Annotated in this window: 10 protein-coding genes; 5 read left to right on the forward strand and 5 right to left on the reverse strand. The window is 56.1% G+C overall.

Going from position 1 to position 12911, the window contains the following annotated elements:
• Positions 1 to 83 precede the first annotated feature (83 nt).
• Complete coding sequence (locus tag ZBT109_RS06065; protein ID WP_169733995.1) at positions 84 to 1388, forward strand: histidine-type phosphatase; 1305 nt, start codon at positions 84 to 86, stop codon at positions 1386 to 1388.
• A gap of 439 nt (positions 1389 to 1827) precedes the next feature.
• Positions 1828 to 2022 carry a hypothetical protein gene (locus ZBT109_RS06070; protein WP_027704764.1) on the forward strand — a complete coding sequence of 65 codons (195 nt, stop codon included), beginning with the start codon at positions 1828 to 1830 and terminating at the stop codon, positions 2020 to 2022.
• Positions 2023 to 2057: 35 nt separating this feature from the next.
• Here the strand turns inward: ZBT109_RS06070 and ZBT109_RS06075 are convergent, their stop codons facing one another.
• Positions 2058 to 2264, reverse strand: a complete 207-nt coding sequence (locus ZBT109_RS06075) for a hypothetical protein (protein WP_027704763.1) — start codon at positions 2262 to 2264, stop codon at positions 2058 to 2060.
• A gap of 862 nt (positions 2265 to 3126) precedes the next feature.
• On the opposite strand from ZBT109_RS06075, the gene ZBT109_RS06080 reads away from it, so the two are divergent.
• Complete coding sequence (locus ZBT109_RS06080) at positions 3127 to 3735, forward strand: hypothetical protein (protein ID WP_145984495.1); 609 nt, start codon at positions 3127 to 3129, stop codon at positions 3733 to 3735.
• A 1419-nt stretch (positions 3736 to 5154) separates the two neighbouring features.
• On the opposite strand, the gene ZBT109_RS06095 is transcribed toward ZBT109_RS06080, so the two are convergent.
• On the reverse strand, positions 5155 to 5475 hold the full coding sequence (locus tag ZBT109_RS06095) for a YdhR family protein (RefSeq protein WP_038277816.1): 321 nt from the start codon (positions 5473 to 5475) through the stop codon (positions 5155 to 5157).
• A gap of 368 nt (positions 5476 to 5843) precedes the next feature.
• Between ZBT109_RS06095 and ZBT109_RS06100 the strand changes: the two genes are divergently transcribed.
• Positions 5844 to 6098, forward strand: coding sequence for a hypothetical protein (locus tag ZBT109_RS06100; RefSeq protein ID WP_027704759.1), 255 nt, complete (start codon positions 5844 to 5846; stop codon positions 6096 to 6098).
• Positions 6099 to 6189: 91 nt separating this feature from the next.
• On the opposite strand, the gene ZBT109_RS06105 is transcribed toward ZBT109_RS06100, so the two are convergent.
• The 3 genes from ZBT109_RS06105 to ZBT109_RS06115 form a co-directional block, all read right to left on the reverse strand.
• Positions 6190 to 7458 (reverse strand): chloride channel protein, encoded by a 1269-nt coding sequence (locus ZBT109_RS06105; protein ID WP_051523710.1) that lies wholly within the window; start codon positions 7456 to 7458, stop codon positions 6190 to 6192.
• A 376-nt stretch (positions 7459 to 7834) separates the two neighbouring features.
• A complete protein-coding gene (locus ZBT109_RS06110; protein ID WP_027704758.1) occupies positions 7835 to 8944 on the reverse strand; it encodes a YncE family protein in 1110 nt (369 codons plus the stop codon).
• Between the two features lie 121 nt (positions 8945 to 9065).
• On the reverse strand, positions 9066 to 11303 hold the full coding sequence (locus ZBT109_RS06115) for a TonB-dependent siderophore receptor (RefSeq protein WP_027704757.1): 2238 nt from the start codon (positions 11301 to 11303) through the stop codon (positions 9066 to 9068).
• Between the two features lie 145 nt (positions 11304 to 11448).
• Here ZBT109_RS06115 and fes point away from each other — a divergent pair, with 145 nt between their 5' ends.
• Positions 11449 to 12810, forward strand: a complete 1362-nt coding sequence (gene fes, locus ZBT109_RS06120; protein WP_051523709.1) for an enterochelin esterase — start codon at positions 11449 to 11451, stop codon at positions 12808 to 12810.
• Positions 12811 to 12911 lie beyond the last annotated feature (101 nt).

Here is a 12911-nt window from a genome sequence, read left to right on the forward strand (position 1 = left end):
GATTGCCATGATAGACCCATTAGACGTTGGGAGACTTTGCCCAACCCGAGCACGCTTCATGATGAATGAAAGAGACTGCAGCAATGACAACAAAATGGATGATTTCCGGCCTGCTGGCGGTGATCGGGCTGGCAGGATGCGGCGATCACACTGCGCGCGCCAAGCCGTCTGATTATCAGCTTGAGCAGGTGGTGGTGGTGATGCGGCATGGCGTACGCATGCAGACCGATTCTGAGATGCTGGCCCGCGAGACGGGGCATGCGTGGCCGAGCAGCACAGTGCATGACGGTGAGCTAACCGCACATGGTGCCGAAGGGGTCGCTAGCCAGATGAAGTGGATGTTGGATCAATGGCGGAAGGCGGGTTTGCCTTTGGAAGACGGTTGTCCTGAACGTCAGGTGCTAGCGTGGTCTAGCCCGACCGCCCGTGCCCGCAACACGGGAGAGGCCGCGGTGGATGCTATGTTCCCCGGTTGTGGCTTCCACACCTATCATTCCTCGCGTCCTAAAGACCCTGTTATGAAAGGGCAGAAGGCGGTTGGCATGCCGCTGGATGAGGCAAAGGTGGCCGTGGAGCTGCACCAAGTTGCCGGAGGTTCACTGGACGCACTTGCCGAGCGCCACCGCGATGACGTGGAACGCTTGCGGAAAGCGGTTTGCCAACCGGAGGCTTGCCAGTTCTTGGATCAGCCATGGGGGGCGCAGGCGAAAGGCAACAAGGTCCGCTTTGAAGGGCCGCTTAAGTATGCGGGCAACATGGCTGAAACGATTCGATTGCAGTACAGCGAAGGGTTACCGCTGGATCAGGTTGCTTTTGGAAACGTGCGGAATGCCCATGATGTTACGGCACTGATGGGCCTGCAGACACTGCGCTATGCGCTAGGCAACGATCTGCCAGAGGTGGCACGTCACGGTGGATCTGCCCTGATGGGGCTGCTCACCCATGCACTTCAGACCGCGCACGTTACCGAAAGCGACCCCCTTGGGCGTCCGTTGGTGCTTTTCTTCGGCCATGACACCAATATCAGTCAACTGCGCACCATGATGGGATTCGGCTGGCAGCTGCCGGGCTATCCGCGCAACGACATCCCTCCCGCAGGGGCGCTGGTATTTGAACGCTACCATGATCGCCCGCGCGACCGTGAAATGGTACGCGTCTCTTTCCAGGCACGTTCGCTGGATCAATGGCGCCAGCTGGCGCCGCTAAGTGATGCAGACCCCCTCTTGGTGAGCGAGTGGCGTTTTGCGGGATGCGAAGATACCGAAGTGGGTGTGCTGTGCCCGCTGAGTGATGTGCTGTCGCGTATGACCGCACAGCAAAACGAGGCGTTGCAGGCCCCCGACGATTACTTCACCCAGCAGGTGGAGCGCAATGCGAGTGCCAAATAAGGCGGGGTCTACAAAGACAGAATAGAACGTGGGCAATAGATAGAAGGCACATCAAGCGCGTCGGTGGATGACGTCACCATGACGCGCTGTGGGTCGGTGGTGCTGTACCTTCATCCGCCCTTGTCAAAATGCCATCCGCTGCTTTTTTGACGCGCGCAATCAGTAAGCCGATTCCTAGTGGATCGGCTTTTTTGTTGCTGGAATTCGTTGAGCCATCTCAAGGTGAGGGTGCGGCAATTTTTACACTTACCGCTATCTCTTTGTTATCCCGACAGGATTGGTTTTCCTGTGCTCATGGTGGTCATGTAAGCGCAAAAATGACAGCGAGGAACAGTTTCCGATCGTGGGAAGTGTGTAGTAGAATACTGTGCATGCATACAGTATGTGGCCGTAAATGGCCGCTCAACCTGCAGCATGCCTATCTGAGAGGAGAGTTGTCATGCGTAGACGTATTTACATCCACGACCACGAGACGCTGGCGAGCCTTGCGCGTAAGTACCCCGGTCGATCAATTCGCTGGATGCGCGATCGCCCCGCGGCGCCTGTCGTTATGGCAACACCTCACTACGATGCTTTCCATGTTCATCATCTTCCTACTTCCGAAAAAGGGCGTCGCTGGCATCGGCAGGCGTGATTTGCCTTGGCCGTATGGCCATACACCCCTACTCATTACCTGTCCGACTCTTCTTCGATTGTGCTTGGGGCGTTAATGATGGCCTCGGATGAGACGTACTGTGGCGCATTGGCCTCCTGCGGTATGCGGCCATCACGGTCGCGGATATGCACGGCCATGTAGCGTACGGCATTGCCACCAAGCGCTGTTACTGAATACGGCAGGTTCCATGCAGAGTCAGCGTCTTCGATGAATAAGGCCATTTTTTAGAGCATATTTCATAACCCCAATACCCATATCATTGAAGGGATTTAAAACCACAAAATTGCGGTAGAAACTGTCTGTTTTAGAGAGGGAAAAACAATCACTCAGGTTACTAAACAGTTCCTTAAGACAATATCTGGACGGCCCTTATAAGGGGGAAGGGCAGGGCTAATCTATTATCGTCCTTGCCATCAAGTATGGTGGCATGCCGATATATGCCTGCAATGGTCATAATCTACTATAGCCACGAGAAAAGCATTTGCTTGCGCCGAACGCGGTGCCTTTTGGAAACGTTGCGCGGTGCTAATAGTCACCGCTCAGAATATCTTCCGACCTTACCCACGTCACAATGCGATGTATTGTTTCCTTGAATAAAAGGGCAGTATCGACAGGAATAACTTTGCTCATGCAGCATGAAGGGGGTGTGCCTGACAAGCCGCGCCTCTTTAGAAGGGCACAAGGTTAGAAGGGCAGAAAGGCTGAGCGAGGCGAAATGCATTGGTGTCGTGTGTGCAATGCCATTGTGGCAGGCCCATTGCCGTTATATTCCCTATAGGCCAGTAGGTAAATCTCCGTCGATATTGGTACTGCTTAAACGGTTACGCTTATGAACAAGCATCTTGGTCAATGATAAGATTTTACCCTGTTGTTTATTCTTTCGTTAAGTAACGTTGCGAAATATTTTGAGTATTATTTATATGAGCGCTACATTGAGTTTAAGAACTTCCATTTTTCTAGACTATGGTCTTATGTCGCTGATAAATGGGAAGAGAAGGATAACTCGATTGCTCGTTAAAATTGGGCTAAGCTGACGTCCAGTGGTATATCGTGTCCGGGATGTTTCAATAAAGGTAAAAGCAGATGAAAAGAATTATGATATTTGCCTTGGCAACCTCTCTTTTCGTGCAGGGCTGCTCTGACAAACCTTCTGATAGCGATATAAAGCAGGCCATACAGCACAAGCTTCCCCAGCACTCTTGCTTTACCTCTGTCTTGTTCAATAACTTTCCTATTCAGCTGGATGACAGTAGTTTCGGCTCGGGCATTGCACCGGGTAATGCCAGCAATCTGCAGCCGTTCGTGGATGCCGGCATTTTGACCCATGAAGGGCGGGATTACGCGCTAACCGATGCTGGAAAGGCGGTATACGTGCCGGAAAACAAGGCGCTCTGCTTTTCTGAGGGTTATGAAGTGGTCAGTATTGCGTCTATTACCCGCGATACCACAGCAACGCCACCCGCCAGTATCAGTGATGTATGGCGTGTCGATGCGGTCATCAAGCAGAAGCCTATGGCTGACTGGGCCAAGTCCGATGCATTGAAGAAAATTGCTCTCACGTCCAAGCAGGCCTTGTCCGAGGTGCCTTTTACTCGCACTGTGCTTATTGGAAAAGTAAAGGATAAAGATGAGTTCGTCATTGATCCTTACTTTAACGTGTCTAGCAATGTCTCAATACCCAAAGCATGGTAACGGCGGCGCAGCTGCATACCACCTGGCGTTGTGATATCCAGCCTCGGTTCCTATAACCGGGGCTGTTGGGTTATGGGTATGCTCGAACAGCCATGATAACCACGGAGATGTCGCGTGATGCTTAGAGCATGTTTCATAACCCAATACCCATATCATTGACGGGACGTCAAACCACAAAATTGCGCTAGAAACCGTCTGTTTTAGAAAGGGTAAAAGTAATCGCTCAGGTTATGAAACAGTCTCTTAGCGTAGTACCGCTCGGTAAGACGGTATTCCCGCCGCCAGTGGCAATATCCCTTATTGGAATCTCGTGCGGCAAGGTTGATTTGGAGGAAGGGCCGCAGGTAGGGATCAAGGTGGTTACTTCATCCGTGACACTCATTATATCGCTATCAGAAGGTTTGTCAGCGCAGTCCTGCACGAAAAGAGAGTCAGCGCAGTCCTGCACGAAAAGAGAGGTTGCCAAGGCAAACACCATAATTCTTTTCATCTGCTTTATGAAAGAACGCGGGAGGATGATGCAAGCGTGATGGCTGTCCTCGCAGCTCAATCAAATTGATGATCCTATCTTAAAATATGGCATGGAAAGAGGTTCATACAACGATAAGGTTCGTTATCATCGGTTAAAAAAGTGCTAGAATCAGTGACCTAGCCGAGGTTGAGAACGCTTGAAGGTGTGACCCAATGAAATGGATGTCGCCGAACTGGAGGGTCGCCATGTCGGCGCGGCAGCGTTGTATTCGCTCTGTGCGTATATCAGCAGCGGCAGAATAACGGTTTGCAGCATCTACTTAAAATAGAAAAGGCAGCGTCATGACATTTAGGAACGGGCTCTCTTGTACCACGGTTGCACTGTTGATGGGGGCCGTATGTATACCCGCTGAGGCATTCGAGCATTCCTCCTCTTCTTCGCATTACTCTTCGCTCGCTCCTCATCCATCATCTGCTGCAAGCCATCCTCGTGCTCGCGGTGAAGAAGAACACGCTTCACGCTCGGCAGATCATATGCCCAGCCCTCGCGGCACGCACGATACGGAGCATAAATGCCGTATGGTGCCTATCGCGCCTGAACAGGGAGATCGGCCCAACAACGTGGGCTATCGGCTGCACTGCAATGATATGGATGATAGTGACGACGAGTGATGAGACTCTGCCCATAAGCGACAGGGCGATGGGTATAGCGATAGAGTGATGGGCATGCTGTAGGTTGCTGTAACGGTATCGTTGGCCCTTGATTCGTTATTGGCGGAGATTGCTACCTGACGGTGTGGCGCTATTGCTGGCCCTCTTGATCGGAGAGGGCGTCCTGATTTTCTGTCGCTGGTGGCCTGTGATGGGAAGGGCTCAGCGGATTCACTTCTCCCTGCTCTTTCTTCCTATACCGTGGCGTAATGGGACGATGGTCTATGCACGGGTGGCTCAGGCCTGTTGCCATGCGGCAGGTTGATGCCATGTCTTGGCGGTGAAATCATCAACAACGTTGAACAGTTGGTAGTTCAGTTGGGTTGCCCCTTCGGCTGTGCGTTCCTGAATCAGTCTTTCCTTCCATGCTTCGGCATGCTCGGCGGTATCGAAGAAGTAGAAGCCGCCTCTGAGTTCGTCTTCCTCATTTTGGATCCATACCTTCGAAACCAGTCCTTCCACACGGTTGATCTGATCGGCAAGTACGGTCATGTCGTGTGAGGTGGCGCCACGCTGGTGTGAAGAAGGGCGATAGGTAATGTACAGCGCATGTGTCATGAGAAGACATCCTGAGTCGGCGGTAAGCCTGGAAAGATCAGAGTAGCGTTGTGGTTTCGCGCTTGGATAGAGGGTGTTTGTCGCATGCTGAACGGAAAAATGGCCGCAATGCGGGGTGTATGCAAAGCGACCGCCGTATTGGCGGCGTGTTTCTCCCAGCATGTGCCCCGTCGACTTGGTGTCGGTATTTATCTGCCCCGCGCACCGCTTACGGGCTAGGTAAATAGCGTTGAATCGACTGCACTGCAGGGGGTGTCGTGTGCCACATGTTCAGGTGGATGATAGGCGTAACGGGCGCGTAGAGTGTTGCGCTCTCGGTAGAGAAGTGCTGTGATGAATTATCACCCATCCGCATCAAGAGGCTGATCATGTCTGTACGTGAGCATCTGAAAGCGCTGTACCACACCACGGAAGCCGATTCAGGACGCGCCGTCCATGCGTTGATCAAGTGGCTTGAGGAAGCGCGAGAGAGCTACGAAGAGGGTACGGACGAAGGAAGCGAAGCCGCGGAAGACTGTGTACGGTTATTGCATACCTACACGAAAACGAAATCCAGCGCGGCACGGCAGGCGCTAGCCGGGGCGATCGAACATCTATGGGACACGCTGCCTCCTAAGAAATAATGAGTAACGCGCGGTTTTCTGTCGATGTGAAGCGGGCATGCCATACGGCATGCCCGCTTCATTTTTGGCTGATGGCTATTGCTATTAGAGGCTAGCGGCTCCAGCGCTGACGGCACAGATGGGCGGTGGCCAGAGCGCCGGCGGTCGCCAGCACCATCGGTGACAGCCATGAGTGGTCAACGCGGGTGAGCTCTAGCCCCAGTGCCAGTGCGGTCATGGGCATGCGCATCGACGCGGCCAGAAATGCGGGTGCTGCAACGAGAACGAACGCTTCCATGGGCATGCCTGGCAGTAGGCTGTTCCATAGCATGCCCGCCAGCGTGCCGATAATCGCACCCATCGCAAGTCCAGGGGTCAGCAGTCCGCCATGCGCGCCTGATTTGAGGCTGCCCCAGACCGCAATGAGCTTGAATACCAGCACCATCAGCAGTACCGGTAAGGTAAACGTGCCGTCAATGCAGCTCTGTACGATGGGTTTGCCGTTGCCGAGGATCGACGGTGCTGCAATGCCCATCAGCCCGATCAGCGGGAAGTTGATCAGGCAGTAGAAGAACAAGCGATGGTCGCGTGGGGCGCTGACACGGGCCTGTTCTGTAATGCGTGAAAATGCGTAGGCGCCGAGGCCCAGTAGTGGGCCTGCTGCAATGGCCCAGATCATCAGTTGGGGGGAGGCCCCGGCGCTCATGTGCAGGTGGTACTGTGGTGCGTTGCCCAACCCCTGTGCTGCAATCCAAGCGGCCAATGCCGATGTGGTCAACGCGGGTATCACCATGCGCCAACGGAAGCGTCCCAGTAGCACTTCCAGAGAGAACAGAGCACCTGCCAGCGGAACGTTGTATACCGCGGCCAACCCTGCACCCGTACCACAAGCAATCAAGAGCGCGACGTCTTCGCTCGCCAGCCCTAAGCGTCGTGCAATGTGACCAGCCCCTAATGCCCCTAGTTCGCGGGGAGCCACTTCACGCCCTAGCGGTGACCCCAGCCCTACCGTTACGATTTGCAGCAGCACGTGCCATAGCGTCGATCCGGTCGGCATGGGCGGTGCTCCTTCTCGTACTGCCTGGTTGATGCCGACCAGCGGTCGCATCCGTTGCCATAAATACCACCAGCCTAGCCCCGCGACCAGTGCACACACGCAGAGTGCAAGAAGGCGTCGCCACCACGGTGCTTGGGTGGCGCCTTCCAGAAAGCTGACGTGGCCAAGAATCTGGTCGGTGCTATAGCCATACGCTAGGTGTTGAATGATATGCAACAGTGACGACAGGATAAGTCCGCCGATACCCGCCACTACGCCTGTAAGCAGGCATGCGAAGGCAAAGGACAAGGGGGGGGAAAGTCGTCGAGAGGCAGGCTGGGGCATAGGAATGATCTTCCCGGTAATAGGACGAAGGGACGGTAGCGCGCACGGTAGCGTTCGGTTGCCACATCCGCAGTGCAGCATCCTGTTATGGACAGTGGGCACCAAGCCTATAGCGGCATAAGATTGGCTTCAAGTTCATGCGTCACTATGCTTATGTCCAGCGTATACAGGGGGGCGTTCCCCTCTGCTATCTGGCGGCCTTTATCAGCCCATAAAAAAAGCTGCTTCCGGTGCGAGGTGCCCGAGAAGCAGCCAACATCAGTTGGGAATGGTGCTGCGGCAAGGTCGTTACCATTCCTCCACGCTGACCTGCTGCACGAATGCTCTCGTGTGGCAGGGCATTTCTCCTTTCTTTTCGCTAGGCGGTCATACCGCTCTATTTCGATACATCAATACGCACGATGCTGTCCGGCCCCGGAGTGGACAGGTCTTTGGCGCGCGGCTGCTTGACACTGACGAAGAGCGTCGGTTTGCCGGAAACGGCAGTCAAGCTGTTGGGCTGGTTGCCTAGGGCGAAACGCTTGATCAGCTGACCATTGCGGGTATCAAACAGTGCCACGTTACCGGCATCGTGCTCTGTGACGGCAATGGCGTGACGCTGCGGTACGGCCAGCAGGGCGACGGGGCCTTTTTCCGTGGCGATGCGCTGTTCAAGGCGCGGCTGGGTGCTGTCTTTGACGTCAACGCTGACGATGGCCTGTCCTTTGTAATCGGTTGCATACAGGTGCTGTGTGGCGCCGTCGTAGAGCAAGTTGAGTGGCAGGGTACCTACATTGAGGTGGCCGAGCAGACGGCCATCTTGCATTGACAGCACCTGCACATCACCGTCACCGTTGGAGAGGAATAGGCGCTGCTTGGCGGTATCAATGGCCAGCCCGGTGGGTTTCTTGCCGACGTTATCGAACACGTTTAGCGTTTCGAGCGTGCGGCTGTCCAGTACATAGATGCGGCCCTGCTCGGCAAGAGCGCTGATGTACAAGCGGTGGTGTGCTGCATCAAGGCGTATCTCACGCGGGCGGTACGGATACTTGCCGTCGGTATCGCTCTTCTCGGACAGGCGCACGGACTTCATTAGGCGGCCGTTATGCTGAAGGTCGAACATGCTGATAGAGGCATCCAGCGTATCGCTGGTGTAGAGGCGACCAAGCGTATCGTCGAGTGCCAGCCCAAAGGGGCGCACTTCGGTTGCTATCCGCGCACTGATCTTCAATGTAGCGGGGTCGATCACCAGCAGACTGCCATGATCGTTGGTATCGGTACGGTCGCCCGCAACGGCGGCATACAGCATGTGGCGCTTGGCGCTGTACTCGACCTGATAGACCCCTTTGGTCAGGACGTTCTGTGTGATGCGGCCGTCAGTGGCGGTCGTCTGGACTGCAGCAGGCGTTACCGGAGGGGTGTCAGCATGCGCGAGCGGTAGTGCCAGCCCGGTGACCAGTGAGAGCACACCAATGCGGCGTGCCAGTCGTGAGTTCAGTGCGTTCATCTTCCATTTCCTCTGGGTCAAGTGGCTCAGGAGAATTCAGTACGGCGCCTTGTCGTTCATGGACAAACAAAAAAGCGTCCAAGTTCTGCCGACGGGTAGGCCCGCCGGCAGAGAAACAGCGTTAGAACGAACTCTGCAAGCTGACGTATACGGTACGGCCTGGGTCGTTGTAAGTGGCGGCCCCAGCACCGTACATGTACGAGTTGGTGTTGGCATTGCCTGTCGTTTGCGCGTTGCCTTCACGGAAGTGGCGCTTATCAAGCACGTTGTCGATGCCGGTTGTCACCGACAGGTGCGAATTGACCTTGTAGGTACCGCTCATGCCGAGCAGGGCGTATGGGCTGACGGTCTGGCGCTCGCTTCCGCTGGTGGCTTCGCCCTTGTAGTTGTATTTTTTAGGTTTCTGGACGCCATACCACGTTACGGTGGACTGCATGGAAAAGTCGTCGGTGGCCTGCCAACTCAGCGTTGAGTTGAGGGTGTACTCGGGAATGACGGACAGGTAGTCGTTGGTGGACTTGTTGCGGTTTTCCAGCATCCAGGTCAGGTTGTTGTTCCAAGTGATGGTGTCGGTGATCGGCAGATTGACGGAGCCTTCGATCCCTTGAATGACCGCACGCGGCACGTTTTCCCACTGATAGAGATTGGTTTTGCCATTGGTTGTGGTGCCGATCGGCGTAGTGCCGGCTTCGATCTTGTTGTGGTAGTCGTTGCGGAAGTAGGTCAGGTTGGCCAGTACGTTGCCACGGTGGAACTCAACCCCCAGCTCCTTGTTGATACTGGTTTCGGGTTTGAGGTCTTCGTTGCCCAGCAGGTAACACGGCGTTCCGGTATAGCAGCCCTGGCCGTTGCTGTAGAGCAGATAGCTGGGGTTGGTCTGGTACAGGTTGGGAGCCTTGTAGGCCTTGGCAATGCCCATCTTCAAGGTGAAGTCATCACCCATATCCTGCGACAGGTTGAGTGATGGGCCGAAGGTAGTGCCGGCGGTGGAATGATGATCGAAGCGCAGTCCCGGTGTCAGACGGGTGGAAGAGGTCAGTGCAATATTGTCTTCGGTGAACAGTGAGAACAGGTCGGCATCGGTTTTAGGATCACGGCCGGTGGATGAAATGCCGCTGATGGTACCGCCGGTGGCGGTGCTTTGTGATGTCGATGATCCGTCATACAGACTCTGGTGTGTCCATTCCGCACCGAATGTCGCGCTCTGCGGGCGGATGAACGAGAATGGCAGCGTGACTTCGCTGTGGGCGGTCAGGCTGTTGAGGCGCGACGTTGAGAAGTTGCCGTCAGAGAAGATCCCTTCGGTGCCGCCCGCTAGTCCTTCATTCATACGCGTGTTACGCGTGCGCTCATATTGCAGGTAGTTCTGGGTGCCTACGCCATCGTCCCACTGGCCCGTATGGCGCAGAGCGAAGGTCTCGCGGTACAGCACGTTGGTTTCTTTACCGTACATCGAACGCACTAGCGCACTGGTATTGGTGTTCTGGGTGTCGCCTGCGTACAGGTTGCCCTGACGCCCGAAGCCTGCTTCAAAGCTCAGTGTCTGCTGGGGAGTAAAGTGCCAGTCGACGGCGGCGTTGACATCCTTGTCAATGACCCCTTCGCGTCCGGCGGGCAGTGTGCTGGCGTAGGTGCCTGTACGCTGCGACTGGTGACCGGCGTTAATGTCCCAGTCGTCCGCATCGGTTTTGCTGTAGTTGCCGAACAGGCGGAAATCGACGTCCTGTGCCAGTGGCCCAGATAGGCTGAAGTTGGTGCGCTTTGTTGCGCCCTCACTGCTGTGCTGAGGAGCGTTCATGTAGCCGCCCAGCGTGCCGTGCCACTGCTTGTCCTTGTTCTTCTTGGTGATGATGTTGACCACCCCGCCTGCAGCGCCGTTGCCGTAGCGGGCCGCGGCCGGACCACGGATCACGTCGATGTGATCAATCATTTCAGGCGGCACCCAGTTGCTGTCGCCGCGACTATCGCGTTCGCCGCGCCAGCCATAGCGCACCGAGCCGCGGCTGGATACGGGCAGTCCATCGACGAGGATCAGGGTGTTCTCCGGCCCCATGCCGCGTAGGTCGATCTGGCGATTGTTGCCGCGCTGACCGCTGGTTGAGTTGCCGATCAGGTTGACCCCGGGCATGGTTCGCACCAGCTCGGACACATCGCGTGCGGGAGGGTGCTTCTCGATATCTTCACTGCCAATGGTGGATACGCCGAGTGCCTGCAGACTTTGTATCGCGGGCGCCGTGACTTCGATCGTATCGGAGGTCGTTACATCCGAGCTCGTATCGTCTGCCGCATGGACATACAGTGACATACTGCCTAGCGTCAGACCGAATAGGGCGAACGATGGGTGCAGCGGCCGCTTCATTGGCCTTCCTCCAGTAAAGTTATCGTTGGGAATCAATCATCATGCAGTGCAATCCTTCGTCACAGTATTGTAAACGCGAATTATTATCAATAAGATTTGTTATTGTGATTCGGAACTTTCTTGCCCCCGTCCAGAGTAGTGCCAGATGACCTTACCCGATCAGTCTCTTCAGACGCAGGTAGCACAGGACGTGCTGCACCCTTGGCTAGCGCGAAGCAACGTCGGCAATGACGACTGGTGGCAGCGCCTCAAGGAGCGGGGCACGCCGCTGATTGACTACCAGACCCCACATCGGTGCCGAGTGACCTTCGTTTGGCGCGATCCCGAGGGCAATGAACGGCATTCGTCGTGCCGCCATGTCTGGTTGTGCATCAACTGTTTGACTGACCACCATGCTATGCAGCCTCCGATATCTCTGATCCGCCTGCCCGGCACGGATGTGTGGCATTACACCGTGCTGCTTGATGCCCGCTGGTGCGGCAGCTACTGCTTCATTCCTGATGACGGCGATCAGGGGCTGATGCAGGCACAAGGTGTGGATGGCGCGGCCGCCCCAGAGGCGCGCATCCAGCAGTGGCATGCGTTGCGGGCGTGGTGGCGCAGTGCGCTGCCGCATGGCAAGGACGACCCGCTCAACGCTGGGCGGCGTTGGATCAGTGGACGAGGGCACGCCACGTCGGCGCTGCATATGCCCAGAGCGACCATCGCTGATTCATGGCTGCGCTGGGATCAGGGCGAGTCTCTTCCCGATCCTGAACGTGCCGCGACGTGGTGGCAGGCGCATCGCTGGAACAGTACGTTGCTGGAAAACGAGCGCTCGGTGTGGGTGATGACGACGGGGCGCCGCTGTCCATCCAAGCGGCCGCTAGCGGTCTTTTTGGACGGGGGGTTCTGGACACAGCAGATGCCCTTACCTGGGGCACTGATCGAAATGACCCGTGCTGGTCAGCTTCCCGAAGCAACCTATCTCTTTATCGACAGTGTCGATAACGCCACGCGTCGCCGCGAGCTGACCTGCAATCCTCTGTTCTGGCAGGCAGTGGAGGCAGAGCTACTGCCGCAGGCCCAACACTGGGCGCGTTTCGATGACACGCCGGGCAGTGCGCTGGTGGCCGGGCAGAGTTTTGGCGGCCTTTCTGCGTTGTATGCCGGGCTGCATTGGCCCGAACGCTTCGGCAAGGTGCTGGCGCAGTCGGGATCGTTCTGGTGGCCGCGTCGCGAGCTGATGCTGCTTGATACGTTGCCGGACGATGCCTGCTGGCTGCTGCACCAAATGGAGGAAGGGCTAGGTCAGAACGGTCGACTGGAACTCTATCTGGAAGCGGGGCGGCAGGAGCACCTGATTCACCACGTTCATGAGCAGCTGCTCAATGTGCTCGAACACCAGCGCCATCATGTGCACTACCGCGTGCGCGAAGGCGGTCACGATGCGCTGTGGTGGCGCGATGGTCTTCTCAGTGGCCTGCGTTGGTTGTGGCGGGAGCTGCCTCATCCTCCTCTGGCGTGATGTTTTCTTGTGAGGTGCGCCTCCGGCATATCTTGCGGCCCATTCTGTTGTTTTTGGCTTTTCATACGGGAAGGCCTTTTCCTATTTTCGGTTCAAGGGAG

It is taken from the genome of Zymobacter palmae (assembly GCF_003610015.1).
Classification (GTDB): Bacteria; Pseudomonadota; Gammaproteobacteria; order Pseudomonadales; family Halomonadaceae; genus Zymobacter; species Zymobacter palmae.

What these genes read in the sequence shown, in the direction of transcription:
- ZBT109_RS06065 (WP_169733995.1), top strand. Translation starts at nt 84, where the DNA reads ATGACAACAAAATGGATGATTTCCGGCCTGCTGGCGGTGATCGGGCTG.
- ZBT109_RS06070 (WP_027704764.1), top strand. Translation starts at nt 1,828, where the DNA reads ATGCGTAGACGTATTTACATCCACGACCACGAGACGCTGGCGAGCCTT.
- ZBT109_RS06080 (WP_145984495.1), top strand. Translation starts at nt 3,127, where the DNA reads ATGAAAAGAATTATGATATTTGCCTTGGCAACCTCTCTTTTCGTGCAG.
- ZBT109_RS06115 (WP_027704757.1), bottom strand. Translation starts at nt 11,303, where the DNA reads ATGAAGCGGCCGCTGCACCCATCGTTCGCCCTATTCGGTCTGACGCTA.
- ZBT109_RS06110 (WP_027704758.1), bottom strand. Translation starts at nt 8,944, where the DNA reads ATGAACGCACTGAACTCACGACTGGCACGCCGCATTGGTGTGCTCTCA.
- ZBT109_RS06100 (WP_027704759.1), top strand. Translation starts at nt 5,844, where the DNA reads ATGTCTGTACGTGAGCATCTGAAAGCGCTGTACCACACCACGGAAGCC.
- ZBT109_RS06095 (WP_038277816.1), bottom strand. Translation starts at nt 5,475, where the DNA reads ATGACACATGCGCTGTACATTACCTATCGCCCTTCTTCACACCAGCGT.
- fes (WP_051523709.1), top strand. Translation starts at nt 11,449, where the DNA reads ATGACCTTACCCGATCAGTCTCTTCAGACGCAGGTAGCACAGGACGTG.
- ZBT109_RS06075 (WP_027704763.1), bottom strand. Translation starts at nt 2,264, where the DNA reads ATGGCCTTATTCATCGAAGACGCTGACTCTGCATGGAACCTGCCGTAT.
- ZBT109_RS06105 (WP_051523710.1), bottom strand. Translation starts at nt 7,458, where the DNA reads ATGCCCCAGCCTGCCTCTCGACGACTTTCCCCCCCCTTGTCCTTTGCC.